The organism is Kocuria sp. UCD-OTCP (genome assembly GCF_000349605.1).
In the GTDB taxonomy this organism is placed as follows: Bacteria; Actinomycetota; Actinomycetes; order Actinomycetales; family Micrococcaceae; genus Kocuria; species Kocuria rosea.
The window spans coordinates 142,742-168,521 of the sequence record NZ_AOSQ01000001.1; the positions used below are offsets into that span (position 1 = coordinate 142,742).

The 25,780-nt window shown below is 73.0% G+C and carries 21 protein-coding genes and 3 pseudogenes; 15 read left to right on the top strand and 9 right to left on the bottom strand.

What is annotated here, in order from left to right; translation table 11 throughout:
- The first annotated feature begins 539 nt into the window (after positions 1-539).
- The 3 genes from H488_RS20020 to H488_RS20030 are packed head-to-tail and all read left to right on the top strand — an operon-like array spanning position 540 to position 3,855.
- On the top strand, positions 540-1,820 hold the full coding sequence (locus H488_RS20020) for an MFS transporter (protein ID WP_017831847.1): 1,281 nt from the start codon (positions 540-542) through the stop codon (positions 1,818-1,820).
- A gap of 14 nt (positions 1,821-1,834) precedes the next feature.
- The gene (locus H488_RS20025) at positions 1,835-2,950 is read left to right on the top strand and encodes an NAD(P)-dependent alcohol dehydrogenase (RefSeq protein ID WP_017831848.1); all 1,116 of its coding nucleotides are present in this window, start codon (positions 1,835-1,837) and stop codon (positions 2,948-2,950) included.
- 2 nt (positions 2,951-2,952) lie between these two features.
- Positions 2,953-3,855 (top strand): AraC family transcriptional regulator, encoded by a 903-nt coding sequence (locus H488_RS20030; protein WP_017831849.1) that lies wholly within the window; start codon positions 2,953-2,955, stop codon positions 3,853-3,855.
- 31 nt (positions 3,856-3,886) lie between these two features.
- Here the strand turns inward: H488_RS20030 and H488_RS20035 are convergent, their stop codons facing one another.
- On the bottom strand, positions 3,887-4,600 hold the full coding sequence (locus tag H488_RS20035) for a sulfite exporter TauE/SafE family protein (RefSeq protein WP_017831850.1): 714 nt from the start codon (positions 4,598-4,600) through the stop codon (positions 3,887-3,889).
- Positions 4,601-4,849: 249 nt separating this feature from the next.
- Here H488_RS20035 and H488_RS20040 point away from each other — a divergent pair, with 249 nt between their 5' ends.
- From H488_RS20040 to H488_RS20055, 4 genes are all read left to right on the top strand, one after another.
- The gene (locus H488_RS20040; protein ID WP_017831851.1) at positions 4,850-5,236 is read left to right on the top strand and encodes a hypothetical protein; all 387 of its coding nucleotides are present in this window, start codon (positions 4,850-4,852) and stop codon (positions 5,234-5,236) included.
- A 2-nt stretch (positions 5,237-5,238) separates the two neighbouring features.
- On the top strand, positions 5,239-6,444 hold the full coding sequence (locus H488_RS20045; protein WP_017831852.1) for a cupin domain-containing protein: 1,206 nt from the start codon (positions 5,239-5,241) through the stop codon (positions 6,442-6,444).
- Between the two features lie 67 nt (positions 6,445-6,511).
- On the top strand, positions 6,512-7,354 hold the full coding sequence (locus H488_RS20050) for a sucrase ferredoxin (RefSeq protein WP_017831853.1): 843 nt from the start codon (positions 6,512-6,514) through the stop codon (positions 7,352-7,354).
- A gap of 227 nt (positions 7,355-7,581) precedes the next feature.
- Complete coding sequence (locus H488_RS20055) at positions 7,582-8,118, top strand: ferritin (protein WP_017831854.1); 537 nt, start codon at positions 7,582-7,584, stop codon at positions 8,116-8,118.
- A 63-nt stretch (positions 8,119-8,181) separates the two neighbouring features.
- Here the strand turns inward: H488_RS20055 and H488_RS20060 are convergent.
- The 6 genes and pseudogenes from H488_RS20060 to H488_RS20075 form a co-directional block, all read right to left on the bottom strand.
- Positions 8,182-9,781: pseudogene (locus tag H488_RS20060) on the bottom strand (amino acid permease).
- Positions 9,782-9,856: 75 nt separating this feature from the next.
- Positions 9,857-9,985, bottom strand: a pseudogene (locus H488_RS38450) (aldehyde dehydrogenase family protein); the annotation flags it as partial.
- A 44-nt stretch (positions 9,986-10,029) separates the two neighbouring features.
- Positions 10,030-11,433: pseudogene (locus tag H488_RS0117700) on the bottom strand (NAD-dependent succinate-semialdehyde dehydrogenase); the annotation flags it as partial.
- A 211-nt stretch (positions 11,434-11,644) separates the two neighbouring features.
- Complete coding sequence (locus H488_RS20065) at positions 11,645-12,718, bottom strand: threonine aldolase family protein (RefSeq protein WP_017831857.1); 1,074 nt, start codon at positions 12,716-12,718, stop codon at positions 11,645-11,647.
- Positions 12,719-12,726: 8 nt separating this feature from the next.
- The gene (locus tag H488_RS20070; RefSeq protein ID WP_017831858.1) at positions 12,727-13,398 is read right to left on the bottom strand and encodes an SDR family NAD(P)-dependent oxidoreductase; all 672 of its coding nucleotides are present in this window, start codon (positions 13,396-13,398) and stop codon (positions 12,727-12,729) included.
- Between the two features lie 3 nt (positions 13,399-13,401).
- Positions 13,402-14,832, bottom strand: coding sequence for a DUF6421 family protein (locus H488_RS20075; protein ID WP_017831859.1), 1,431 nt, complete (start codon positions 14,830-14,832; stop codon positions 13,402-13,404).
- A 123-nt stretch (positions 14,833-14,955) separates the two neighbouring features.
- Here H488_RS20075 and H488_RS20080 point away from each other — a divergent pair, with 123 nt between their 5' ends.
- From H488_RS20080 to yczE, 4 genes are all read left to right on the top strand, one after another.
- Complete coding sequence (locus tag H488_RS20080) at positions 14,956-15,411, top strand: Lrp/AsnC family transcriptional regulator (RefSeq protein ID WP_031282182.1); 456 nt, start codon at positions 14,956-14,958, stop codon at positions 15,409-15,411.
- 140 nt (positions 15,412-15,551) lie between these two features.
- Positions 15,552-16,268, top strand: a complete 717-nt coding sequence (locus H488_RS20085) for an HNH endonuclease family protein (RefSeq protein WP_017831861.1) — start codon at positions 15,552-15,554, stop codon at positions 16,266-16,268.
- Between the two features lie 50 nt (positions 16,269-16,318).
- Positions 16,319-17,218 carry an SDR family NAD(P)-dependent oxidoreductase gene (locus H488_RS20090; RefSeq protein WP_017831862.1) on the top strand — a complete coding sequence of 300 codons (900 nt, stop codon included), beginning with the start codon at positions 16,319-16,321 and terminating at the stop codon, positions 17,216-17,218.
- A gap of 115 nt (positions 17,219-17,333) precedes the next feature.
- Positions 17,334-17,972 (top strand): membrane protein YczE, encoded by a 639-nt coding sequence (gene yczE, locus H488_RS20095; protein ID WP_229587146.1) that lies wholly within the window; start codon positions 17,334-17,336, stop codon positions 17,970-17,972.
- Positions 17,973-18,050: 78 nt separating this feature from the next.
- Here yczE and H488_RS20100 read toward each other — a convergent pair whose 3' ends face one another.
- Complete coding sequence (locus H488_RS20100) at positions 18,051-18,632, bottom strand: TetR/AcrR family transcriptional regulator (protein ID WP_017831864.1); 582 nt, start codon at positions 18,630-18,632, stop codon at positions 18,051-18,053.
- A gap of 90 nt (positions 18,633-18,722) precedes the next feature.
- On the opposite strand from H488_RS20100, the gene H488_RS20105 reads away from it, so the two are divergent.
- Positions 18,723-19,904, top strand: a complete 1,182-nt coding sequence (locus H488_RS20105) for an MFS transporter (protein WP_043738257.1) — start codon at positions 18,723-18,725, stop codon at positions 19,902-19,904.
- 91 nt (positions 19,905-19,995) lie between these two features.
- Here H488_RS20105 and H488_RS20110 read toward each other — a convergent pair whose 3' ends face one another.
- On the bottom strand, positions 19,996-21,408 hold the full coding sequence (locus tag H488_RS20110) for a phenylacetate--CoA ligase family protein (RefSeq protein WP_150110238.1): 1,413 nt from the start codon (positions 21,406-21,408) through the stop codon (positions 19,996-19,998).
- 198 nt (positions 21,409-21,606) lie between these two features.
- Between H488_RS20110 and H488_RS20115 the strand changes: the two genes are divergently transcribed.
- The 3 genes from H488_RS20115 (at position 21,607) to H488_RS20125 (ending at position 25,762) form a co-directional block, all read left to right on the top strand.
- Positions 21,607-22,308 carry a response regulator transcription factor gene (locus H488_RS20115; protein WP_017831867.1) on the top strand — a complete coding sequence of 234 codons (702 nt, stop codon included), beginning with the start codon at positions 21,607-21,609 and terminating at the stop codon, positions 22,306-22,308.
- Positions 22,305-23,450 (top strand): sensor histidine kinase, encoded by a 1,146-nt coding sequence (locus tag H488_RS20120; protein ID WP_017831868.1) that lies wholly within the window; start codon positions 22,305-22,307, stop codon positions 23,448-23,450. Before H488_RS20115 ends, H488_RS20120 begins: the two co-directional genes overlap by 4 nt.
- Positions 23,451-23,548: 98 nt before the next feature.
- The gene (locus H488_RS20125; protein WP_017831869.1) at positions 23,549-25,762 is read left to right on the top strand and encodes a copper-translocating P-type ATPase; all 2,214 of its coding nucleotides are present in this window, start codon (positions 23,549-23,551) and stop codon (positions 25,760-25,762) included.
- Positions 25,763-25,780 lie beyond the last annotated feature (18 nt).

A 25,780-nucleotide genomic window follows, 5' to 3' on the forward strand; every position in this document is an offset into this window, starting at 1 on the left:
AAGATGCGATTGGCTTCGTCCACACGGTTAGCAGCGGGTACGGCCTCTAAGTGGAACAGGATGTGGTCGTTGAGATACCGCGCGAGAACGTGAGAGGTGTCAGCTGGGTCCACAGTATCGAGAGCGGCACTGCCTTCCGGCAACTCCGTAAGTTCCATCGCCAACACGGAGTCTTCCAGGAGCTCATATAAGCCGGGGGAAAGACGGTCGACGTTGGCATTTTGCGATTGACCCATAGTGGCAGCCTAAGGTCGCCGACATCACGGAACGATGAGCGTCGCATCTGTAGACGTGACGCGTCGCGCCGAAAGTTGCGTCGACCTGCCAGGTTGCGTGGCATGGAGCTTTGGCAGGGCAGGGCAGGGCGTTTGAGTCCTACGGAACGGCGCCCACATGTGCACAGAAGTATCAGCGTACGCCGGTTTAATCGGCTAGTGGCCCGCGTCACACCTCCGTAGCGTTGAGGACATCGCGCACCGGCTGATCGCTTCTCTGCTCGCCAGGTGCCTTCCCCTTGGTGTCCATGAAGGAGTACCCGCATGTTCGGCATGCCCCGCCGCCTGCTCTTCGGCTACCTCGCCCTCGCCATTTTCATGACCGGTGATGGTTTTGAGCTCACGTTCCTGTCCCGCTTCCTCGTCGAGAACGGCTTCACGCCCACCCAGGCCGGCCTCGTCTTCACCGTCTACGGCCTGGTGGTCGCCATCTCGGCGTGGACCACCGGCGTGCTCGCCGAGGTCGTCGGCGCCAAGCGCCTCATGGTCCTCGGCGGCGTCCTCTGGATGGTGCTGCACGTCCTGTTCCTCACCGTGGGGCTGGAGAGCGTGGTCGGCACGATTCTCATCTACGCCCTGCGCGGGGTCGCCTACCCGCTGTTCATGTACTCGTTCGTGGTGCTCATCGCGCAGTCGGTGCACCCCAGCCGCCTGGCCTCGGCCATGGGCTGGTTCTGGGCGTCCTTCTCGCTGGGCATCGGGGTGATGGGCGCCTACGTGCCCAGCCTCCTGGTCCCCGTCATCGGCGAGTACGCCACCCTGTGGGCGTCCCTGCCCTTCGTGGCGGCCGGCACCCTGATGTGCGCCTTCCTGGTCCCCGGCGCCCCGCCCGAGACCGACCTCTCGCAGAAGCTGCACGGCGCCGAGCGCACCCGCGAGCTGCTGCGCGGGGTGACCATTCTGGTGGAGAACCGGCAGATCGCGCTCTCCGTGGTCATCCGGGTGCTGTGCAACCTCACGCTCTACGCGTTCCCGATGATGATGCCGCTGTACCTGACCACCGGCGAGATCGGCGGGCAGTCCTGGTTCACCCTGCCCGAGTGGATGATGCTGTGGGCGATCATGAACACCATCACCATCGGCGCCAACATCGTTTGGGGCCGGCTCGGCGACCGCTACGGCTGGATGCGCCAGATGCGCTGGTTCGGCTTCGGCGGCATGGCCCTCGCGGTCCTCGCCTTCGCCTACGTCCCGGTGTGGTTCGGCCCCAGCTTCCCGGCGATGGTCGGGGCCGCCGTGCTCTTCGCCCTCTCCGTCACCGCGTTCGTCCCGATGGGCGCCATCTTCCCGGCCCTGGCCCCCGAGCACCGCGGCGCGGCGATCTCCGCCCACAACCTCGCCTCGGGGCTGACCACATTCCTCGGCCCCGGCATCGCCACCCTGCTGCTGCCCGTCCTCGGCCCGATCGGGGTGTGCTGGGTCTTCGCCGGCCTGATGCTCCTCGGCACCCTCACCACCTTATTCATCCACCCGCCCCAGCCCGGCCTCACCACCGAGGACGGCCGGATGCTCCCACGCCGCGACCGCCTCGCCATGGCCGCCTGAAAGGACCTGAGATCATGAACCCCACCACGCTCACCACCCAGAACCCGACGATCACCGCCGCGAAGAACCCGAGCACCCAGGAGAGCACCATGGACGCCGTCGTCCTCGAACGCCAGCACGAGATCCAGGTCCGGCCCGTCCCCGGGCTGCGCCCGGTGGGCCCCGGCGAGGTGCGCATCGGCGTGCACACCGTGGGCATCTGCGGCAGCGACGTCCACTACTTCACGCACGGGCGGATCGGCCCCTACGTCGTCGAGAACCCCATGGTCCTCGGCCACGAGGCCTCCGGCACGGTGCTGGAAGTGGGGGAGGGCGTGGACCACCTGGCCGTGGGGGACCGGGTCTGCATGGAGCCGGGCATCCCCAACCCGCGCTCCCGGGCCGCGCGGCTGGGCATGTACAACGTGGACCCGGACGTGCAGTTCTGGGCCACGCCCCCGGTGGACGGCTGCCTGCAGCCCGAGATCATCCACCCCGCCGACTTCACCTACAAGCTCCCGGAGCAGCTCTCGCTGGAGGAGGGCGCCCTGATCGAGCCCTTCGCCGTGGCGGTGCACGCGGTGACCAAGGCCGGTCTGGCGCCGGGCGACGTCGTCGTCGTGGTGGGCGCCGGCACCATCGGCGTGCTCACCGCGATCGCGGCCGCCGCGAGCGGGGCGTCCCGCGTGTACATCTCGGACGTGGCGCCCGAGAAGTTCGCCAAGATCGAGGCCTATCCGACCATCCACCCCGTGGACGTCTCCCGCCAAGACCTCGGCGAGGCGGTGCGGGAGGCCACCGACGGCTGGGGTGCGGACGTGGTCTTCGAGGCCAGCGGCAGCCCGCACGTGTTCGGGAACCTGTGGGAGATCCCCGCGCCCGGCGGGACCGTGGTCCTGGTCGGCATCCCCGTGGACCCGGTGCCGCTGGACGTCGCCGCCGCGCAGGCCCGGGAGCTGCGGATCGAGACCGTGTTCCGCTACGCGAACTCGTACCAGCGGGCCATCGAGCTCGCCGCGTCCCCGGCCGTGGACCTGGGCGCGCTGATCAGCGCCACCTATCCGTTCGAGGACGCCGTGGCCGCGTTCGAGCGCGGCGCCGAGGGCCGGCCCACCGACACCAAGATCCAGATCCGCGTGGCCGGAGCCTGACCGTGGGTGCCGCCGCACGGAGCACGACGCCGGAGGACCCCACCTCCCCGGTCCGGGAGCTGGTGATCCCGGACCCGTCGAGCTCCGTGCGGTGGCACGAGCACGACTGGCCCCACCCCCTGGCCCGCTGGCACTACCACCCCGAGGTGGAGGTGCACCTGATCCGGGAGTCCTCCGGCACGGTGATGGCCGGCGACTGGGCCGGGCCCTTCGGCCCCGGCCACCTGAGCCTCATGGGCTCCTTCCTGCCGCACAACTGGATCTCCCACCGCGACGACAGCGCCGTGGTCCGCAACCGGGACGCCGTGCTCCAGTTCGACCAGGAGCGGTTCTTCGCCGCCGCAGGGACGCTGCCCGAGCTCGAGGCCCTGCGTCCGCTCCTGGAGGCCGCGGCCCGGGGCATCGAGTTCACCGGCCGCACCGCCGTCCAGGGCGCGGAGGCGATGGAGGCGGTGAACGGCACGTTCGGCCTCCGGCGGCTGGCCGCCGTGGCCGAGCTGCTGGCCGTCCTCGCCGAGTCCCCGGAGAGCGAGCGCCGCTACCTGGACAGCCGCGGCGGCACCTACCGCCTGGACGCGTCCGAGGCCGAGGTCTTCAACCGGGCGCTGGGCTACATCACCGAGCACCTGGACGGCCGGATGCTCGTGCCCGAGGTGGCCGAGGCCGTGGGCCTGAGCCGGGACGCGTTCTCAAGGCTGTTCGCCAAGGCGACCGGGGTGGGCTTCAACCGCACGGTCAACCGGATGCGGCTCACCGAGGCCTGCCGGTTGCTGCGGGGCACCGATCTGCCCGTCTCGGACATCTGCTATCGGGTGGGCTTCACCAACCTCTCCAACTTCAACCGGCACTTCCGGGCCACCACCGGCACCACGCCGTCCCGGTACCGGCGGATCGACCAGCTCTGAGGCCGGCCGGAGGGGCCCGGCAGGGCGTGCTTCAGAGCGCCTGCAGCAGGACCAGCACGGCGCCCAGCGCCGAGGCGCCGAGGCCCACCCGCCGGACGATGCGCCGGTTGATCCGCGCGTTGACCGCTCCGGACACCGCGAAGCCCAGGACCATGGCCGGCAGGAGCGCGGCCGCGAAGAGCACGGTCCGGCGGTCGATCGACCCCACCACGGTCAGCGCCACGAGAGCCAGCACGGCGCCGACCAGGAAGAAGGCGCTCATGGTGCCGCGCATCCGGGCCCGCGAGGACCCGTGCCACACGAGCGCCATGGGCGGACCGCCGATGGACGTGGCCGTCCCCAGGAGCCCGGAGGCCGCCCCCGCGACGACGACGGCCGCAGGCCGGGGCCGCGGCCGCCAGCCGCACACGCTGAGCAGCACGGCCAGCAGCACGGTGCTCGCCAGGACGAGGGCCAGCGTCCGGGCGGACAGGGCGGCCACCAGCAGTGCTCCCGCCACGGTGCCGGGGACCTGCCCCGCCACGGCCCAGCCCGCGTCCTTGACGTCCACGGCGGCGCGGTCCCGCAGCACGCCGAGCGCGGTGAGCCCGGTGACCACCAGGAGCAGGGAACCGGGCAGCAGGGCGGGGTCGAACAGGGCGATCACGGGAGCGGAGAGCAGGGCCACGCCGAAGCCGATCGCGCCCTGCAGACAGGACGCGATGCTCACCACGAGCGCGACGACGGCGAGCTCCAGGCCGGTCATCCAGCACCTCCCGGTCGCGGGCAGGGGATGGGTGAATTGTTCCACCTCCGGAGGCCGCCCGGAGATCGTGCCCCCGGCGAGGGCGGCCCGCATCCCGCGGCTCCCTCGGCTCGTCCGGATCACCTGGGGGCCGGCTGTTCCCTCACCTGCCCCGCACCGATAGCCTCGAGCTGGGCGGTGCTGCTCAAGGACCGCCTGTCCTGGTGATCGGCCGGTGACGGCGCGGTCACTCGAATCTGGGAGGTCAACATGACTGATGCACAGCAGGATCCGAACCAGACGGAAGGTCCCGCCGACGGCGGAGCCTTCGGCGCTCCGGGTGTTCAGGACGGCGGTGCCGACGGCGGCGCCGACGGCGGTGCTGACAACGGCGCCGAGGGCCCGGCCGACGGCGGAGCCGCCGGCACCCCGGGCGTGCACGACGGCGGCGCAGACGGCGGCGCTGACAACGGCGCCGAGGGCCCGGCCGACGGTGGAGCGGCCGGCACCCCGGGCGTGCAGGACGGCGGTGCCGACGGCGGTGCCGAGGGCCCCGCTGACGGTGGAGCGGCCGGCACCCCGGGTGTCCACGACGGCGGCGCGGACGGCGGTGCCGATGGCGGCGCCGACGGAGGAGCCGGAGCGCGAGGCCTCTGAGCGTGGACGTTGTCCGTGCTGACGGGCAGGACCCCGGCGCCCGGAGCGGCGCCGGGGTCCTGGAGACCCGCCTGATCGACATCGGCTGGGAGCGGTTCGCCCGTGACGTCTGGGGCCGGGCACCGCTGCTCACGCGCCGGACGGGCGGCTTCGCCGACCTGTTCTCCGCCGACGCCGTCGACGAGCTGATCTCGCGCCGCGGGCTGCGCACGCCCTTCCTGCGCGTCGCCAAGGACGGGTCGACGTTCCCCGACTCCACCTTCACCTCGCCCGCCGGCGTCGGCGCCACCATTGCGGATCAGCTCGACGACACCGCGCTGTGGCGGAAGTTCGCCGACGGCGCCACGCTGGTGCTGCAGGCGCTGCACCGCACCTGGGAGCCGGTCGCCGACTTCAGCGCCGCGCTGAGCGGCGAGCTCGGGCATCCGGTGCAGGCCAACGCCTACATCACCCCGCCGCAGAACCGCGGGTTCGACGACCACTACGACGTCCACGACGTCTTCGTCCTGCAGATCGAGGGGACCAAGCGCTGGGTGCTGCACGAGCCGGTGCACCCGGACCCGCTGCGGGACCAGCCCTGGACCGACCGCCGCTCCGCTGTGGCCGAGGCCGCGAAGGGCGAGGCCCATCTCGACGTGGTGCTCGAGCCCGGCGACGCCCTCTACCTGCCGCGCGGCTGGCTGCACGCGGCTCAGGCGCAGGGGGCGGTCTCCGTCCATCTCACGCTCGGGATCCACACCTGGACCCGCCACGGCCTGGCCGAGCAGCTCGCCCAGGAGGCGCTGGCGCTGCTGGCCGAGGACCCGGAGATGCGCGGGTCCCTGCCCGTGGGCGTCGACGGACCGGGCGGGGAGCTCGACACCGTCCGCGAGCGCCTGGTCGCCGCGCTCGCCGCGGCCGATCCCACGCCGCGGTTCCACCGCACCCGGCGAGGGCAGGGGCGCCCGGCCCCGCTGGGGCCGCTGGCCCAGCTCGCGGCCGTCCAGGGTCTGGGCTCAGGGACCCCCGTGCGGTTGCGCGGTGCCCTGGAGGCACGGCTGGAGGGCCCGCGGCTGAGCACGCGCGTGGGGTGGCTCGACTTCCCGGAGACCGATCTGCCCTCCGTCTCGTGCCTGCTCGACGGCGAGGTCCACACCGCGGGCGAGCTGGGCGTCGAGCTCGCCGAACGACTGCTGCGGGCGGGGGTTCTTGTTCCCTGTGACCACTGACCCCGCCACCGTGAATGCCTCGTGCCGCTTCTGGTGCGCCGACGGAGCCCGGGGGCGCGGCGACCCGATGGCAGGGACGGCCCCGCGCGGGCTCGTCTGGGTCCTCATCGAGCACCGCGGCGGATGGCCGGTCAACGGGTTCGACGGTCTCGAGCTCGAGCCGGAGACCAAGGCCCTCGTGTTCTCCGCCGCGCAGGCGGCGCGGGCTCGCATCCTCCTGATCAGGCGCCACGGCCGCCGCCGGCACGAGGAGGGCCCCCGCCGGTGGGCCGTGCTGCGCCACGACGACTCCGGCGACGGTCGCCAGCACTGGGGCACGTGGAGCCGCGACGAGGACCTCGCGGGAATCGCCACGGCTCTCGGCGTCCCCGGTGAGACCGGCCACCCCCCGGTCCTCCTGGTCTGCGCCCACGGTCAGCACGATCCCTGCTGCGCGGTGCGCGGACGGCCCGTGGGTCGTGCCCTGAGCGAGCGCTGGCCGGAGCTGGTCTGGGAGTGCTCGCACGTCGGCGGTGACCGGTTCGCCGCCAACGTCGTCGTCGTCCCCGATGGCGTCTACTACGGAGGGCTCGACGCGGAGTCCGCCGTCACCACGGTCGAGGAGCATCTCGCCGGCCGGGTGCACGCGGAGCACCTGCGCGGGTACACCGATCTCTTCCCACCGCAGCAGGCCGCTGTCGCGGCCGCGCTCGAACGCTTCGGCCCGGCCGGACGCCACGACTGGACGGTCACCGAGTCGGCTCGCGACGGCGACCGCTGGCGGATCCGTCTCACCGGCCGCCCACCCCGGCCGGGCCTCGTCGACGTCGAACTGCGGTCCCACACCGCCCCGCCGCACCAGCTGACCTGCCACGGACCCGCCACGAGCACGGCCAGGGTCTACGAGCTCACCGCGGTGCGCGTCGTCTGAGGGACAGGGCGGCCGGGGGCAGGGCGCTCCGGCCTCCGCCGAGGACGACGCGGAGCGCCGTGTCGGGGGAAGTTTCCGGTGCCCGGCCTACACCCCGCCGTGCCACCGCGCTACGCTCGAACTCCAGACCCGAGCGACGATTCCTGCCGGCCCCGCCCCGGGCTCGCACCGGTGGAGCGGCCGGGGCGTCGTCCGCCCTGGGGACCCACCGATGTCAGGAGATCCTGATGGCCCCCGAGACCTTCGACGAGCTGCTCACCCGCCAGGTGGGCCACGAGTTCGCCGCCTCCCACCAGTACATCGCCGTGGCGGTCTGGTTCGACAGCCAGGACCTCCCGCAGCTGGCCCGGCACTTCTACCGGCAGTCGCTGGAGGAGCGCAACCACGCCATGATGATCGTCCAGTACATCCTGGACCGGGACCTCCCCCTGACCATTCCCGGGGTGGGGGAGGTGCGCAACGACTTCACCGACGTCCGTGAGCCCCTGGCCCTGGCGCTGTCCCAGGAGCAGGAGGTCACCGAGCAGATCAAGGCGCTGTTCGCCGCCGCCCGGGCCGAGGGGGACGCGCTGGGGGAGCAGTTCATGCTCTGGTTCCTGAAGGAGCAGGTCGAGGAGGTCGCCTCGATGACCACCCTGGTGAACGTCGCGCGCCGGGCCGAGAACCTCTTCGACTTGGAGAACTTCGTGGCCCGGGAGCACGTCGGCGACGGCGGGCACGGTCACGACTCGGGGGCGCCGCAGGCCGCCGGCGGAGCCGCCTGACCCGGCAGCAGTCCCCGTCACCCGCCCCGGGCGGCGGGTGACGGGGACCCGGGGGCGGTGCGGTCAGTCGGTGGCGCGGGTGAGGTCGGCGTCCTCGTAGCGGACCATCCTGGAACCCGTCACCAGCCGGTGGCCCAGCCACAGGGCGAGGAACAGCGGCAGGCCGATGTAGGCCGACAGGGCGGCGAGCAGGTCGATGTCCCCCACGAAGGCCTGGTAGTTCTGCCCGAGGATCACCACCGCGCACAGGGCCAGGGCGATCATGGGGCCCAGCGGGAAGAACCGCGCCCGGTAGGGCAGGTCGGCGAGGTCCTTGCCCTGGGCGGTGTACGCCTTCCGGAAGCGGTAGTGGCTCCACGCGATGCCCATCCACACGATGAACCCGGCCAGCCCCGAGGCGCTGACCAGCCACACGTACGCGGCGCCGTCGCCGATCAGGGTGGTGAGGAAGCAGGCGGCTCCCACGGCGGTCGTGGCGAGCAGGGCGTTCATGGGCACGCCGCGGCGGTTGACCTTCACGAGGAACTTTGGGGCCTTGCCGCTGTCGGCCAGGGCCCAGAGCATGCGGGTGGAGGCGTAGAGCCCGGAGTTGCCGGCCGAGAGGATGGCGGTGAGGATCACCGCGTTCATCACGGAGGCCGCCGCGAGCACCCCGGCGTTCTCGAACACGAGGGTGAACGGGGAGATCGAGATGTCCTCGACCCCGCTGCCCAGCAGGAAGGGGCTGGTGTAGGGGATGAGGAAGCCCACGATGGCGATGGCCCCGACGTAGAACAGCAGGATCCGCACGAACACGGTGCGGATGGCCCTGGGCACGTTCTTCTCCGGGTTCTCCGCCTCACCGGCGGCCACGCCCACGAGCTCGGTGCCCTGGAAGGAGAAGCCGGCCACCATGAAGATCGCCAGGATCCCGGCCCCGCCGCCGACGAAGGGGGCGTCCCCGGTGGTCCAGTTGTCGAAGCCGGGGGAGCTGCCGCCGATGATCCCCACGATCATGAGCACGCCCAGGACGAGGAAGACCACGATGGTGACCACCTTGATGAGGGAGAACCAGAACTCGCTCTCGCCGTAGGCGCGGGTGGACAGGGCGTTGAGGCCGAAGAGGATCGCGAGGAACAGGGCCGACCAGATCCACGAGGGCACGTCGGGGAGCCAGTAGCGCATGATCAGCGCGGCGGCCACGAGCTCGGCGGCCACGGTGATCGCCCAGTTGTACCAGTAGTTCCAGCCGATGGCGAAGCCGAAGGANCCAGTAGCGCATGATCAGCGCGGCGGCCACGAGCTCGGCGGCCACGGTGATCGCCCAGTTGTACCAGTAGTTCCAGCCGATGGCGAAGCCGAAGGAGGGACTGACGAAGCGGGTCGAGTACTCCTCGAAGGCACCGGAGACCGGCAGGTAGGTGGCCATCTCGCCCAGGGACTGCATGAGCAGGAAGACCATGAACCCGATGGCCACGTAGGCCAGCAGGGCCCCACCGGGACCGGCGGTGGCGATGGTGTTGCCCGAGGCCACGAACAGGCCGGTGCCGATGGCCCCGCCCATCGCGATCATGGTCAGGTGGCGGGGTTTGAGGCTGCGGCGCAGCCGTGCGTGCGCCTCGGCGGGAGCCGGTGCTCCCCGTCCGGTCGGGGCGGTCGTCTGGGGCGGTGCGATGGTGTCCACGGGAACCTTTCCTCGGAGGCGGCGGGTCTGCACGCCGGGGGAGGCCGGGGCGGTGTCCGACCGCCCCGGCCCGGGTCAGTCGTTGATGTAGAGCAGGCGCTTGTTGACGAACTCGTCCATGCCCAGCGGGCCCAGCTCCCGGCCGTAGCCGGAGCGCTTGACCCCGCCGAAGGGCATGCCGGCGCCCTCGGCCTCGGCGGCGTTGCCCGCGGCCGGCAGCGCGCGGCAGGACCTCCCCCCGCNTAGAGCAGGCGCTTGTTGACGAACTCGTCCATGCCCAGCGGGCCCAGCTCCCGGCCGTAGCCGGAGCGCTTGACCCCGCCGAAGGGCATGCCGGCGCCCTCGGCCTCGGCGGCGTTGACGTTGGCCATCCCGCACTCGAGCTGCTCGGCGAGCCGCCGGGCCCGCTCGGGGTCGGTGCTGAAGACCGCCCCGCCGAGCCCGTAGGGGGTGTCGTTGGCCAGGGCGAGGGCCTCGTCGTCGTCGGCCGCCCGGTAGACCACCGCGACGGGGCCGAAGAGCTCCTGATGGTGGGCGGCCATTCCCGGGGTGACGCCGGTGAGCACGGCCGGGGCCAGATACGCCCCGGGACCCTCGGCGAGGGTCCCGCCGGTGTGCAGGGTCGCTCCGGCCTCCACGGCCTCGCGGATCTGGGCGGCCAGGGTCTCGGCGGCGGCGCGGGAGGCCATCGGGGCGTAGGTGCCGTCGGCCTCGGCGGACGGGTCGCCGGGCACCAGCGCGGCGGCGAGGCGGGTCAGCTCGGCCACGAACGCGTCGAAGATCCCGGCGGTGACGATCATCCGCTTGTTGGAGTTGCACGCCTGGCCCGTGTTGCCCATCCGGGTGGCGAAGGCCGTCCGGGCGGACTCGCGCACGTCGTCGGTGTCCAGCACCACGTAGGGGTCGGAGCCGCCGAGCTCGAGGACGACCTTCTTCAGGTTCCGCCCGGCGATCTCGGCGACCTTCGCCCCGGCGCGCTCGGACCCGGTCAGGGACACGCCCTGGATGCGGGGGTCGGCGATGATGTCCTCGATCTGGGCGTGGGAGGCGAAGAGGTTCGTGTACACCCCGGCGGGCACCCCGGCGTCGTCCATGAGCTGCTGGAGGGCCAGGGCCGCCCGGGGGCAGGACTCGGCGTGCTTGAGCAGGATCGTGTTGCCCAGCACCAGGTTGGGGGCGGCGAAGCGGGCCACCTGGTAGTAGGGGTAGTTCCACGGCATGATCCCCAGCAGCACCCCGACCGGGCGCCGCTGGAGCACGGCCCGCCCGGTCCCGTGCGGGGTGGGCAGGGCCTGGTCGGCGGCCAGGGCCGGGCCCTGGGCGGCGAAGTAGCCGAAGATCTCGGCGCAGAACTGCGCCTCCTCCCGGGCCTCGGAGACCGGCTTGCCCATCTCCTGGGTGGCGATGGCGGCCAGCTCGTCGGCGCGCTCGGCGAACAGCTCGCCGACCCGGGCGGCCACGGCGGCCCGCTCGTCGATCGGACGGGAGCGCCAGTCGCGGAAGGCGGTCCCCGCGGCGGTGAGCGCCTCCTCGGCCTCGGTGTCGGTGGCGGTGGGGACCTCGGTCACGAGCTGACCGGTGGCGGGGTCGATGCTGCGGTAGGCGGGCCGGTCGGTGCCGGCGCGGGCGCGCAGGGTGGAGGTGGCGGTCACGGTTGGTCTCCTTCGGGCAGGGGTGGGTGCGGGCAGGGGTGGGCGCGGGCACGTGTGGGAGGCTCCTGCGGCGGAGCAGGGCAGGGCAGAGCGCGGGCTGCGGGCGCGGGCGCGCGGGCGCGCCGGGTGGACGAGGGTGCGCTCGGCCGGCGGGGGCAGGAACGTGCCCCCGAGGGCGCGGTGTCGAGGAGCGGGCGGGCACCCGCCGGGGTCAGCCGACCGGGACGAGCTCCGAGCGGAGGGCGGCCAGGAAGGCGTCGACGTCCTCCGGCGTGGTGTCGAAGCTGCACACCCAGCGGACCTCGCCCGTCGCCGCGTCCCAGTCGTAGAACCGGAACCGCCGGCGCAGGCGGTCCGCGATGCCGGCGGGCAGGGTGGCGAAGACGGAATTCACCTGGGTCTCCTGGGTGAAGGCGACGCCGGGCATCGACCCGTCGGCGATGCCCGCCTCGATGCCGTCGCGCAGGCGCCGGGCCATCGCGTTCGCACGGCCCGCGGTGCGCAGGTACAGGTCGCCGTCCAGGAGCGCGAGCAGCTGGGCCGAGACGAACCGCATCTTCGAGGCCAGCTGCATCTGGTTCTTCCGCAGGTAGACCAGGCCCTGGGACGCGGCCTCGTTCAGGACCACCAGGGCCTCGGCGCCGAGGGCCCCGTTCTTGGTGCCGCCGAGGGCGAGCACGTCGACGCCGACGTCGGTGGTGAAGGCCCGCAGGGGCAGTCTCAGGGCGGCCGCCGCGTTCGAGAGCCGGGCCCCGTCCAGGTAGACGGACATGCCGTGGGCGTGCGCGTAGTCCGTGATCGCCCGGATCTCGTCCGGTGTGTACAGGGTGCCGAGCTCGGTGGACTGGGTGAGGTAGACGACGAGCGGCTGGGCGCGGTGCTCGTCCCCCCAGCCCCAGGCCTCCGCCGCCATCAGCTCGGGCGTGAGCTTCCCGTCTCCCGTGGGGACGGGAAGGAGCTTGATGCCGGCGGACTTCTCGGGCGCGCCGCCCTCGTCGACGTGGATGTGCGCCGTGTCCGCGCAGATCACCGCGCCCCAGCGCGGGAGCATCGACTGGAGCCCGACGACGTTGGCGCCGGTGCCGTTGAACATCGGCCACACCGAGGCGCCCTCGCCGAAGTGCTGCACGATCACGTCCTGCAGCCGTGCCGTGTACTCGTCCTCGCCGTAGGCGATCTGGTGACCGCCGTTGGCCTCGACCAGGGCGTCCAGCACCTCCGGGTGGACCCCGGAGTAGTTGTCCGAGGCGAAACCCCTCAGCTCGGCGTCGTGGGACCTCTTCATGTGGTGCCTCATCCTTTCTCCTGGAGTTCGATGGTCGAGTCGTTCAGTTCCGGGGCCTCGGCGTCCCAGAGCCCGGCGTAGGCGTTCGCGAGCCGGTCCTCCAGACCGGCCAGGGCCTTCACCCGGAAGATCACGGCGGCGACGCGCAGCGGCTCGCCGGCCTCGCGGGCGCCCTTCGCATATCCCTGCGCCACAGCCCGGGTCCACGCCTCGCTCGCGGCCTTCACCGCGGCGTAGTTGGCCCCGCCCGCCAGCGGACGGTTCACCGCGGTCGAGGACACGATCGCCAGCCGGCCCGCCGGCGAGGCCCGGAGGTCGTCGTCGAAGGTACGGCTCAGGTGGCGCAGGGCGGTGAAGGAGGTCTCCAGCACCCGGTAGTCCTCCTCCGTCTGCCCAGCGAGCCCACCGCCGCCGCGCCATCCTCCGACGAGGTGGAGGATCCCGTCGATCGACCAGCCGCGGTCGTGCAGCCGGCGGGAGAGGTCGAGCACGGCGCGCTCGTCGGCGAGGTCCACCGTCTCCGTGTGCGCCCCCAGTGCTGCGAGGGGGACGAGCTTCTCCGCGTGGCGCCCCGTGGCGACGACGCGGGCCCCGGCCGAGGTCAGGGTCCGCGCCGCCGCCAGACCGGACGCACTGGTGGCGCCGGCGATCAGGACGGTGCGCCCGGTCAGGTCGGTCATCGCTCAGGCGTCCGTGGCGCGGATGCCGGCCGTCGACGCGATGACGCCCTTCATCTTCTTGTCGAGCGCCTCGAAGAACATCGACAGCGGGAACTCGTCGTCCAGCACCAGGTCCGTGTAGCCTCGCGGCGGCCCGGCCAGCACCTCGCGGGGGAGCCCCTCCGCCCACACCGATGCGGGGTTCGGAGGGACCACGGAGGCGATGAGCTCGTACGCCTTCATCCAGTGCACCGTCTTCGGCCGGTCGATCGACTCCCAGTACAGCTGGTCGATGGCCTCGCCGAGCTCGACGACCGCGTCCGCGACCCGGTCCCAGTCGAAGCTGAGCTCGACGTCACGCCACTGCAGGACGTGCTTCCGGTGGAGCCAGGCGAACAGCAGCTGCCCGCCCAGCCCGTCGTAGTTGCGCACCCGCGAACCGGTGATCGCGAAACGGAAGATCCGGTCGAAGATCACCGCGTACTGCACGAGCTTCCCGTGCCGGCGGGTCTGCTCCTCGATCTCGGTGAGCTCCTCGCCGGCCGCTCGCCGCGCCGTGAGCGCACGCTCGATCGTCACCGACTCCCGGAACGCCGTCAGGTCGCAGCGCAGCTCCTCCAGGGAGTACAGGAAGAACGGCATCCGCTGCTTGATCATGAACGGGTCGAACGGCAGGTCGCCGCGCATGTGCGTGCGGTCGTGGATGATGTCCCACATCACGAAGGTCTTCTCGGCGAGATCCTGATCGGCGAGCAGCGCCGCGGCGTCCTCGGGCAGGTCCAGCTTCGTGATGCCGGCGGCTGCGGTGACCACGCGGCGGTAGCGTGCCGCCTCACGGTCCTGGAAGATGGCGCCCCAGGTGAACGTCGGGATCTCCCGCACGGCGACCGTCTCGGGGAACAGGACCGCGGAGTTCGAGTCGTAGCCCGGGGTGAAGTCGATCAGCCGCAGGGACACGAACAGCTTGTTGCCGTAGTGCCCGGCCTCGAGCTCGGCGATGAACTCCGGCCAGATCGCCTCGACGATCAGGGCCTCGACGTGCCGGTTCGCCGAGCCGTTCTGGGTGTGCATGGGGAACACGACGAGATGCCGGATGCCGTCCACGCGGTGCTGCTGCGGCTGGAACTCGACGAGGGAGTCGAGGAAGTCCGGCTCCCCGAAGCCGCCGTCCGCCCAGCGTGCGAAGTCGCGGGGCAGGGCCGCCAGGTACGCCGCGTCGTGCGGGAAGAGCGGGGCGAGCTCGGCGATCGACGCCACGATCACCTCGACGTGCTCGCGCGCCGTCGGGTGGTCGGCGAGCTCGGGGATCGACCCGTCCTTGACCTGCAGGGCCTGCAGGGCGGTGGCCGCCGACCGGAGCCGGAGCCAGGCCGGGCTCGACTCCACGGTGCGGGCATCCTCCACGACCTCAGGTTCGCCGATGATGGCCTGCACCGCCTGCAGAGACGTGGACATTGAAACCCTCCTGTCGTAGATCAGCGGAAATTTTCCGGTGATGATGATCACATACAGGAACATTCACATGTGGTCGTGAGGCTGTCAACCCTCTCGGCGGGATCAGCTGGTAGCGTTCGGCCCATGGACGACCCCATGGATGTGCGACTGGCAACCGAGGTGTCCCACGACCCGCGCGCCACCCTCGCCCAGTTGTCCGAGCGGGTCGGCCTCTCGGTCTCGGCCGTGCAGGCGCGCCTGCGCAAGCTCGAGAGCAGCGGGGTGATCGCCGGGTACCAAGCGATCCTCGACCCCGAGGCCATCGGCAAGCCGCTCGCGGCCTTCATCGAGATCACGCCCCTCGATCCCCGCCAGCCCGACAACGCCCCCGAGCTCCTGCAGTCGATCACGGCGATCGAGGCCTGCCACTCGGTGGCCGGGGACTCCGCCTACATGCTCTTCGTCCGGGTGGCCTCGCCGAAGGCGCTCGAGGCCCTCGTCAACGAGGTGCGCCACGTGGCCTCCGTGAACACCCGCACCACCGTGGTGCTGCAAACCTTCTACGAGCACCGGCCGATGCTCTCCCCTGTCGAGGCCTGACGCAGCTCTCAGAGGTCCCCCCTGTCCCGGGAGTCGTCCCCAAAAGTGTGACCACAACACGTTGCATGTATTTGCAATAGCGATGCCAGGATGGAGTGACGCCCGCGCCGGCGCCTCATCCCCCTTCCTGGAGGCCCCCGATGTTCCTCAGCATGCTCTTCCGTGCCCGCCCTTCCGGCGACGGCTCGCCCACTGTCGGCGGCCCGCTCCGGACTGCCGCGGCATCGGTGGTCGTGGCCGGTCTGGTCCTCGTCGGTGGTGCTATGCCCGTCGAGGCGGCGACGACCTACAGCGCCTCGTTGCGCACCGCAGTGAAGTCCCTGCCCGTGGCCGGGGAGAACAACGTCGGCTATGACCGGGCCAGGCAGTTCGGCGACTGGAACGACGCCAACCGCGACTGCCAGAACACCCGCGCCGAGGTGCTGCAGAACGAGTCCAGGGCGAGCATCAGCTTCACCACCAGCAAGCGTTGCACCGTCAAGGGCGGGCGCTGGATCACCACCTGGGACGGGAGGGTGCACACCTCGGCCACCACGGTGCAGATCGACCACACGGTGCCCGTCCACGAGGCCTGGGGCTCCGGGGCGCGGTACTGGACGAAGGCCAAGCGCGTGGCGTTCTACAACGACCTCGGCGACCACCGCACGCTCAGCGCCCAGACCTCCGCGCTGAACTCGGCCAAGCAGGCCCGGGGCCCCGAGGCCTGGATGCCGCCGCGGAACCGCTGCGGCTACGTCGGGGAGTGGGTGGCGGTGAAGATCCGCTGGGGTCTCAAGGTCGACAGCACGGAGAAGGCCGCCCTGACCCGGATCGCCGCCTCCTGCCCCAACGTCACCCTCACCGTCAGGAAGGCCTGAGCCGGGCGGACGGATCCCGGGCGGGCGCGGCGCGGAGGAGCGGCCGGGTCGTGCAGAGGGGTTGCTTCGATCCTGCCCGGGTGCAGCGGGCGCCGCAGCGCCACGACGACGTCGTCGGGAACGGCGTGCTGCCCGTCCTGCTCGAGCCGGCTGTGGCCATCCGGGCTCGCCCCGGCGAGCATGGGGTCATGACACCACTGGGACGAACCCGCACCGCTCTGGTCACCGGCTCCACCAGCGGCATCGGTGCCGCCACCGCACGGACACTGGCGGCTCGAGGGTGGTACGTCGGCGTCACGGGCCGTGACCGCGCCCGCGGGGACGGCGTGGTGGCCGGGATCCGCGACCGCGGAGGGCGGGCGGACTTCATCGCCTCCGAGCTCACCGCCCCCGCGGACGACCTCCGGGCCTTCGCCCGCGCGGCCGCGCAGACCCTGGGCGGTCACGTCGACACGCTGGTCCACAACGCCGCCGTGTGCCCCGCCGTGGACACCCTCTCCCTCACCGACGCGGATCTCGAGGCCGCGCTCGCCGTCAACGTGCGTGCCCCGCACGTGCTCACGGCCGCCCTGGCGCCGGGGATGGTCGAGAACGGCAGCGGGGCAATCGTCGTCATCGGCTCGTGGATGGCCCACGTCGGCAGCCCTGTCGTGGGGCTGTACTCGGCGACGAAGGCGGCGCAGATCCAGCTCGCGCGCAGTTGGGCGGCGGAGTTCGGGTCGCACGGTGTGCGGGTCAACACCGTCTCTCCCGGAGCGACGCGGTCCCCGGTCAACGCCCCGGCCGACGACGTGATCGCCCGGATCACGGCCGCCACTCCCGCCGGGCGTCCCGGGACCCCGGAGGAGATCGCCGCCGCCGTCGCCTGGATCGTCTCCGACGACGCCGCCTACCTCCACGGCGCCGAGATCCACGTGGACGGCGGCATCACCAGCACCCGGCGGATCTGAAGCCGGCCGGTCCTCGGCCGCGCGGAGGGCCGACGACGTGCCGGGCGGGCGGCGGCCTCGCCGGCGATTCCGGCCCGTGCGCAGGGAGGGCCCCGCCGGTGCGAAGATGATCCGCATGAACTGGAGTCCGCGCGCCCTCGCCCGCTCGATCGACGGGCCGGGGTCGCGCCGGCTGCCCCGGCGGCTCGTGCAGCTCTTCGCCGGGCTGGTGCTCTACGGCATCACCATGGGGATGCTCGTGCGGGCGGAGCTCGGTGTCATCCCGTGGGACGTGCTGCACCAGGGGCTGTCCCGGCAGTTCGGGCTGAGCATGGGCACGGTGGTCATCGTGGTCAGCGTGCTGCTGCTGCTTCTCTGGATCCCGCTGCGCGAGCGGCCCGGGCTGGGCACCCTCAGCAACGCCGTGGTGGTCGGGCTGGTGCTCGACGCGACCCTGGCGGTGCTGCCTCCGGTCGAGTCCTTGCCGCTGCGGGTGCTGCTCGTGCTCGCCGGCGTGCTCCTCAACGCCGTAGCGACCGCCGCCTACATCGGGGTGCACCTGGGCGCCGGCCCGCGGGACGGGCTGATGACCGGCCTGGTCCGGCGCACCGGGGGATCGGTGCGCGTGGTCCGCACCTCGATCGAGGTGGTCGTGGTGCTCGCCGGGTGGGTGCTCGGCGGCACCGTGGGACTGGGCACGGTGCTCTACGCCCTGGCCATCGGCCCGCTGGTCCAGATCCTGCTGCCCCGGCTGAGCGTCCGTCTCCACCGCTGACGCCAGGCCCCGCTCTGCACGCCCGCACCGAGGTGGCCCCGGCGTCGGGGTCCGGAGCCGCCCGTCGCTGGTGAAGGGTCAGGCGCGGCGGTGGGCTCGGACCGCGGCGGAGGCCAGGCGGCGGCCGACCTCGATCGGTGAGCGCGGGGTGCCGCGGAGGAAGGCGGCCAGGGTCCCGCCGTAGGCCAGGAGGACCTCGTCGGCCAGGTCCTGGGCGCGTCCCCCGGCGAGGGGCCGGGAGAGGTGCAGGAGTCGCTCGGTGAGGAGGGCGGTGTCCGCGGCCAGGACGGCGCCGATCTCGTCCGCGGCCTCGGGAAGCTCGGTGGCCGCGGCCAGGAAGGCGCACCAGCGCGCCGGGTGGGGCTGGTCCCGCCGGTAGGAGGCCAGGGCATCGAACACCGCGAGCAGCCGCGCCGTGTCGTCGGCGGCCGCGACCACGTGCTGGTCCCAGACCGACCGCCAGTCCGCCAGCCGGACCCGCAGCGCCTCGGCCACCAGGGCGTCCTTGCTGCCGAAGTGCGTGTACAGGGTGGCTGCCGAGACCTCCGCCTCGCGCAGCAGCTCGTCGACGGGCGTGGCCCGGATGCCGCGGTCGAACAGCACGCGGTCAGCCGCCTGCAGCAGCCGGGTGCGCGCGGGGAGTCGCGGGACGGTGGTCACCCCACCACTGTATCGATCCCTCGTTCCAGAACGAGCGTTTTGGTGTAGCGTTACGATCGTTCTGGTAAGCGACGTGCGAGAGGGAGTTCCATGCGAGCTCTGGTGATCAGCGGGATGGCACTGATCGCGGCGACCTACGGGCTGGCGCGCTTCGGCTACGGCCTCTTCCTGCCCCGGTTCACCGAGACCTTCCAGATGGGCTCGGCCGTCTCCGGGCTCATCCAGGCCGGGAGCTTCCTCTCCTTCTGCCTCGCCGCGGTGCTCGCCTCGCGCCTGGCCGCCCGCCCGCGCCTGGTCGTGGTGTGCGCGGGGGCGACGGCCACGCTGGGCACGGCAGGCGTGGCGGCCTCGCCCACCGCGGTCGTCCTCGCGGTGAGTGTGGTGCTCGCCGGTGCCGGCGCCGGGTTCGCCACCCCGGGCCTGGTCACGCTCATCGAGCGCAACCTCGCATCGGCGCGCCAGGAGAGTGCCCAGACGGTCGTCAACGCCGGCACCGGGGCGGGCATCGTCGTCGCGGGCATCCTCATGCTCCTCACGATCGACCAGTGGCGCCTGGGGTGGGCGGCCATCGCCGTCCTGGTGGCAGCGGCCACCGTGGCCACCCTCCGGGCGGACCGGTCCGCGCACCGGTCTCCGGCCGCGGAGCGGCCCGCACGGGTGCGGGTCCGTGATCTGGTGCCGCTGACCCGGCCCATCGCCGCGGCGGCGCTCGCCGGTGCCTCGAGCGCCGCGATCTGGACCTTCGGGCGCACGGCCATGGCCGAGTCCGGCACGGGCGAGGAGTCCTATTCCATCGCGGCCTGGATGGTCCTGGGGGCGTTCGGCGTGCTGGGCGCCGCCGCCGGGAAGATCGTCCAGGTCTGGAGCCTGCGGACGGCGTGGGTCTCGACCGCGGTGGCCATGGCCGGCGCGACCGTCGTCCTGGGCGCGGCGCCGGGGGCGCCGCTCGCCGCGTTCGTCTCCGCGGCCGTCTTCGGGGCCGGCTACACCGCCCTGTCCGGCGTCCTCATCGTCTGGGCCGCGCGGGTGGTTCCCGATCGCGTGTCCGAGGGCACCGCCGTGCTGTTCATCGCCCTCGCCGTCGGTCAGGCGGCCGGCTCGGTCCTCCTGGGCATCCTGTTCGACCCCGCCGCCCCGGTCCTGGCCTTCGTCGTGGCCGGTGCGCTCGGGATCCTCGCGGTGCTGCCGGCCCTGAGCGGCCGGTCCGGGGTACGGTCCTCCCGCACCACCCCGGCACCGCACCCCGCGGGGGCCGGCAGCCCGCGGGCCTGATCCGGCGCACGCGGCCCACGAGGACGAGCACCGGGCAGCTCGATCCTGGTTTGCCCGTTGCAGCCCACGAGCCGGCCGTCCGGCGGATCCGTCACGGTGCGGGGAGCGGGATGACGGTGCGGTACTTGCCGCCGGTGCTCTGCTGCGGTGCCTCCGGGGCGCGTTCGACGGCGACGTGCCCCAGGCCCAGGTCACCGAGCAGGCCGGTGACGCCGCTCAGCACGGCGGCCCACACCTGCTCGGGGTCCTCGCCGGCCGCCGGGAGCAGCCGGACCCGCAGGCCGGCAGGGGCGGTCTGGGCGACCTGGAACAGCCCCACGCCCGGGACGCGGTCGATGACGGTCCCCAGCGCGAGCGGGGGCACCGCGACCAGGCCCCGCCCGTCGTCGTCGGGGAAGGCGAGGACGTCCGAGGCCCGGCCCTGCACCCGCAGGGCCGGGGCCGGGTTCCCGCAGCCGCACGGGTCCGGCTTCATCAGGACCCGGTCACCGACGTCGTAGCGGATGATCGGTTGGACCCGGTTGGCCAGGTTCGTCATCAGCACCGTGTGCGAGACGGTCCCGGGCGGGACGGGACGGTGCTCGGCGTCGACCGGTTCGAGGACGACCCAGTCCTCGACCAGGTGCAGCCAGCCCCGGGCGCAGCTCGAGGCCGCGTAGCCGATCTCGGTGCACCCGTAGACCTCCCGCACGGGCGCCCCGAAGGCCCGCTCGATCCGGGTGCGCTCGTCCGGCGGCAGGCCCTCGGCGGTGCTGAGCACCAGCACCGGGCGCAGGCGCAGCCGCCCGGCCTCCTGCTCGGAGGCCAGCAGGCGCAGCACACTGGCGTAGGCGCCGAGCATGAGCGGGCCGAAGGTGTTGAGCTCGGCCACCAGCTCGGGCAGCGGCCGGTGGATCGAGAGGATCCTGAGCCGGCGGTGGCGCCGCGGTCGCTCCCGCATCTCACGGGTGCTGGTGGCCACGGCCAGGAGGTGCCCGCCGGTGGCCACGACCGCGGCGAACCGGCCCCCGCGCACCGTGAGCCGCACCAGGTCCCGCCCGGACAGCCAGCCCGCGGACAGCCGGGCCATCATCCCCGAGGTCACCGCCCGGTACCGGTCGTCGAGCACGAAGAGACCCCGGGTGCCGGTGGTGCCGGCGGTGGTGGCCACCAGGTACCTCCCGGCGAACCGCTCACCGATCCTGGCCGGGTCCGCCACGAACTCCTGGACCGCCGTCAGGGTCACAGCCGGGTCCGTGGCGACCTCGTCGAAGTGGGCCATCAGCTGCCGTTTGTCCGTCACCGGCAGGGAGGTGACGTCCTCGACCCGCCCCGGCAGGCCCTGGTAGAGCCGCCGGTAGTAGGCGGAGTGCTCCCGCGCGAAGGCCACGAGCTCGGCCAGCCGCTCCCGCTGCCGCCGGCGGAGCGCCTCCGGACCCTTGCGGTGGGCCCGGCGGGCGTCCCACCACACCCAGGTCGCGCTGGCCCCCCGGGCGCCAGCCGCCGCGCTCCGTCGTGTCCCCATGGCACGACTCTAGGAATCCGGCGCCGGGGGAGACAGGGCCGCCGGGCAGGTGACGGAATCGGTCACCGGTTCTCCGGACGGACGGCAGTCGGCCAAGGCGCCCCGGCCCGCGGCGTGGTCCGTGAAGGTTTGGCGAAGATTCCCGCGCTGACCGCCCCCGGGTGCCGCCGCGCCGCGGCGGGGGAGGACACTGAAGTCATGAATCCTGGCACTGACGCGGCGGCCGGGCGGGTGCTGGTGGTGGATGACGAGAAGCCGCTGGCGCAGATGGTCGCCACCTACCTGGCCCGCGGCGGCTACGAGGTCGCCACCGTCCACACCGGCCCCGACGCCGTGGACGCCGCCCGCGACCGGAGCCCGGACGTGGTGGTGCTGGATCTGGGGCTGCCGGGGCTGGACGGCATCGAGGTGTGCCGCAGGATCCGGGGCTTCTCTGAGTGCTACGTGCTGATGCTCACCGCCCGCGGGGACGAGGAGGACAAGCTGGCCGGGCTGGCGGCCGGGGCCGACGACTACATCACGAAGCCCTTCAGCGTCCGCGAGCTCGTCGCCCGGGTGGCCGCGGTGCTGCGCCGGCCCCGCACCACGCTGGCCCCGGTCGAGCCCGCCCGGGAGTTCGGCGAGCTGACCGTCGACCTCGCGGCCCACGAGGCGCGGGTGGGCGGGGAGGCGGTGGCGCTGACCCGCACCGAGTTCGAGCTGCTGGCCGCCCTGACGGCCCGGCCGCACGAGGCGCTGACCCGCCGCCGGCTCATCGACACCGTGTGGGGGCCCTCATGGGTGGGTGACGAGCGGATCGTGGACGTGCACATCGGGCACCTGCGCCGGAAGCTCGGGGAGGACCAGGCCGCCTTCGTCGACACCGTGCGCGGGGTCGGCTACCGGATGGTGGCGCGATGACCCGACGACGGCACCCCCGCGGCCTGGCCTCCCGGTTCTTCCTGGCCCAGGCCATCGTGGTGGCCGCCAGCATCCTCGCCGCCGTGGCGGTCGCCTCCCTGGCCGGACCCGCGATCTTCCACGAGCACCTGATCATGGCCGGGCACGCCGAGAACTCCCCCGAGCTGCTCCACGTGGAGCGGGCCTACCGGGACGCCGGTCTCATCGTCCTGGGCGTGGCCCTGGGCACCGCCGTGATCTGCGCCGCGGCGGTGACCTGGCTGTTCACCCGCCGCCTCCGGCGGCCCCTCGCCGCGCTCACCGAGGCGGCGCGGGGCGTGTCCCGCGGCCGCTACGACACCCGGGTCCCGGCCCTCGGCGCCGGCGTCGAGGTGGACGCCGTGGCGGCCTCGTTCAACACCATGGCCGAGCGGCTGGAGCGCACCGAGGAGCTCCGGCGGCGGATGCTCTCGGACCTCGCCCACGAGATGCGCACCCCGATCTCGGTGCTCACCGTCTACTGCGAGGCGCTGCAGGACGGGGTGGCGCAGTGGGACGAGGCCACCGGCGAGCTCGTGACCGACCAGCTCGGACGCCTCACCCGGCTGGTCGAGGACATCCACGACGTCTCCCGGGCCGAGGAGGGCCGGATCGACCTGGACCGCGCCTCGCAGCCGGCCGGCGACCTGGCCCGCTCCGCCGCGGAGGCCCACCGGGAGGCGTACGCCGCCAAGGGCGTGCGGCTCGTCCTGGACGTCGACGACGACGCCGGGGTGGTGGACGTGGACCGGCAGCGGATGGGGCAGGTGCTGGGCAACCTGCTCACCAACGCCCTGCGCCACACACCGCCCGGCGGGCAGGTCTCCCTCGGCGTCGTCCGGCGGGGTCCGGGGCAGGTGGCCGTCACCGTTGCCGACACCGGCGACGGCATCGCCGCCGAGCACCTGTCCCGGGTGTTCGAGCGCTTCTGGCGCGGGGACAGCGCCCGGGACCGCGACCACGGCGGCTCCGGGATCGGCCTGACCATCTCCCGGGCCCTGGTCGAGGCCCACGGCGGGACGCTGACCGTCACGTCCCCCGGGCCCGGGGCCGGGACGGCCTTCACCGTGGAGCTGCCCTCCCGTCAGCGGGCGGGGCCGGAGCCGGCCGGGATCACCCGATGACACACCTTGCCTTATACCCCCTAGGGGTATATACCTAGGAGGAGCAGGCCCACCTCGGTCCCCACCGAGCGGACACCAGTTCTCGCAGGAGGAAGATCATGCGCTCCCCGCACCAGGACCACGGCCGCCCCGCCGCCCCGGAGCAGCCCGCGGACGCCCACGGCCACGAGCAGCACGCCGATGCCGGCACCCACGGACAGGCCATGCCGCACGAGCACGCCCACTCGGCGGTGGACGAGGACCACCAGGTCCACACCCACGGCGAGCACGCCGGGCACTCCACGGCGATGTTCCGGAACAAGTTCTGGCTCAGTCTCGTGCTGGCGGTCCCCGTGGTGGTCTTCAGCCCGATGGTCGGGCACCTGCTGGGCTACTCCGTCCCCGGGTTCCCGGGCTCCACCTGGATCCCTCCCGTGCTGGGCACTGTCATCTTCGTCTACGGCGGGGCCCCGTTCCTCAGGGGCGGACTCACCGAGCTGAAGAGCCGGCAGCCGGGGATGATGCTGCTGATCGCCATGGCCATCACCGTCGCCTTCGTCGCCTCCTGGGTCACCACCCTGGGGATCGGCGGGTTCGACCTCGACTTCTGGTGGGAGCTGGCCCTGCTGGTGGTCATCATGCTGCTGGGCCACTGGATGGAGATGCGCGCCCTCGGCGCGGCGTCCTCCGCCCTGGACGCCCTGGCCGCGCTGCTGCCCGACGAGGCCGAGAAGGTCGTCGACGGCGACACCGTCACCGTGCCCGTCGACGAGCTGGCCGTGGGCGACGTCGTGCTCATCCGTCCCGGCGCCCGGGTCCCGGCCGACGGGGAGATCGTCGCGGGGACGGCCGAGTTCGACGAGTCCATGATCACCGGCGAGTCCAAGGCCGTCAGCCGGGCACCCGGCGACACGGTGGTCGCCGGGACCGTGGCCACCGACACCACCGTGCGCGTGCGGGTGGAGGCCGTCGGCGCCGACACCGCCCTGGCCGGGATCCAGCGGATGGTCGCGGCCGCCCAGGAGTCCTCCTCCCGGGCCCAGGCCCTGGCCGACCGCGCCGCCGCGCTGCTGTTCTGGTTCGCCCTGGCCGCCGGCATCCTCACCGCCGTCGCCTGGACGCTGCTGGGCAGCCCGGACGACGCGGTGATCCGGACCGTGACCGTGCTGGTCATCGCCTGCCCCCACGCCCTGGGCCTGGCGATCCCGCTGGTCATCGCGATCTCCACCGAGCGCGCGGCGAAGGCCGGGGTGCTGATCAAGGACCGGCTGGCCCTGGAGCGGATGCGCACCATCGACGTGGTGCTCTTCGACAAGACCGGCACCCTCACCGAGGGCGCGCACGCGGTCACCGGCGCGGTCCCGGTCCCCGGCACCTCGAAGGGAGAGCTCCTGGCGCTCGCGGCGGCGGCCGAGGCCGACAGCGAGCACCCCGTGGCCCGCGCCATCGTCACGGCGGCCGCCCAGGACCCCGAGGCGCAGCGGCTGGGCCTGCGCGGCACCGACCTCCGGTCGGCCACCGGCCGCGGCGTCCGCGCCACGGTCGACGGCGCCGAGATCACGGTCGGCGGACCCAACATGCTGCGCGAGCTCGGCCTGTCCACGCCCGCGACGATCACCGGGACCACCCGTGAGTGGGTGGCGCGCGGCGCCGGGGTGCTCCACGTCCTCCGGGACGGAGCGGTCATCGGCGCCCTGGCCCTGGAGGACAAGGTCCGCCCCGAGTCCCGCGCCGCCGTGGCCGCTCTGCAGGACAGGGGGGTGCGCGTGGCGATGATCACCGGCGACGCCCGCCAGGTCGCCGAGGCCGTGGGCGCCGAGCTCGGCATCGACGAGGTCTTCGCCGAGGTCCTCCCGCAGGACAAGGACACCAAGGTCGTCGAGCTCCAGTCCCGGGGGATGACCGTGGCGATGGTCGGCGACGGCGTCAACGACGCCCCAGCCCTGGCCCGGGCCGAGGTCGGCATCGCCATCGGCACCGGCACCGACGTGGCCATGGAGTCGGCCGGGGTGGTCCTGGCCGGCAACGACCCCCGGTCCGTGCTGTCGATGATCGAGCTGTCGCGGGCCAGCTACCGGAAGATGATCCAGAACCTGGTCTGGGCCGCCGGCTACAACGTCGTCGCCGTGCCACTGGCCGCCGGGGTGCTCGCCCCGATCGGGATCGTGCTGTCCCCGGCCGTGGGCGCGGTGCTGATGTCGGCGTCCACCATCGTGGTGGCGCTCAACGCCCAGATGCTGCGCCGCCTCGACCTCGCCCCGGCCCATCTGGCCTCCGTCGGCACCGAGGACCGCCGGGCCCCCGAGCAGGCCGGCACCGTCCCCGCCCGCTGAACCACCCCGACCCCCCGA

Coding starts and splice junctions, on each gene's coding strand:
- H488_RS20065 (WP_017831857.1), bottom strand. CDS start 12,718: ATGAAGAGGTCCCACGACGCCGAGCTGAGGGGTTTCGCCTCGGACAAC.
- H488_RS20050 (WP_017831853.1), top strand. CDS start 6,512: ATGGCAGGGACGGCCCCGCGCGGGCTCGTCTGGGTCCTCATCGAGCAC.
- H488_RS20110 (WP_150110238.1), bottom strand. CDS start 21,408: ATGGGGACACGACGGAGCGCGGCGGCTGGCGCCCGGGGGGCCAGCGCG.
- H488_RS20105 (WP_043738257.1), top strand. CDS start 18,723: ATGCGAGCTCTGGTGATCAGCGGGATGGCACTGATCGCGGCGACCTAC.
- H488_RS20125 (WP_017831869.1), top strand. CDS start 23,549: ATGCGCTCCCCGCACCAGGACCACGGCCGCCCCGCCGCCCCGGAGCAG.
- yczE (WP_229587146.1), top strand. CDS start 17,334: ATGAACTGGAGTCCGCGCGCCCTCGCCCGCTCGATCGACGGGCCGGGG.
- H488_RS20075 (WP_017831859.1), bottom strand. CDS start 14,832: ATGTCCACGTCTCTGCAGGCGGTGCAGGCCATCATCGGCGAACCTGAG.
- H488_RS20040 (WP_017831851.1), top strand. CDS start 4,850: ATGACTGATGCACAGCAGGATCCGAACCAGACGGAAGGTCCCGCCGAC.
- H488_RS20120 (WP_017831868.1), top strand. CDS start 22,305: ATGACCCGACGACGGCACCCCCGCGGCCTGGCCTCCCGGTTCTTCCTG.
- H488_RS20080 (WP_031282182.1), top strand. CDS start 14,956: ATGGACGACCCCATGGATGTGCGACTGGCAACCGAGGTGTCCCACGAC.
- H488_RS20020 (WP_017831847.1), top strand. CDS start 540: ATGTTCGGCATGCCCCGCCGCCTGCTCTTCGGCTACCTCGCCCTCGCC.
- H488_RS20070 (WP_017831858.1), bottom strand. CDS start 13,398: ATGACCGACCTGACCGGGCGCACCGTCCTGATCGCCGGCGCCACCAGT.
- H488_RS20035 (WP_017831850.1), bottom strand. CDS start 4,600: ATGACCGGCCTGGAGCTCGCCGTCGTCGCGCTCGTGGTGAGCATCGCG.
- H488_RS20115 (WP_017831867.1), top strand. CDS start 21,607: ATGAATCCTGGCACTGACGCGGCGGCCGGGCGGGTGCTGGTGGTGGAT.
- H488_RS20025 (WP_017831848.1), top strand. CDS start 1,835: ATGAACCCCACCACGCTCACCACCCAGAACCCGACGATCACCGCCGCG.
- H488_RS20085 (WP_017831861.1), top strand. CDS start 15,552: ATGTTCCTCAGCATGCTCTTCCGTGCCCGCCCTTCCGGCGACGGCTCG.
- H488_RS20055 (WP_017831854.1), top strand. CDS start 7,582: ATGGCCCCCGAGACCTTCGACGAGCTGCTCACCCGCCAGGTGGGCCAC.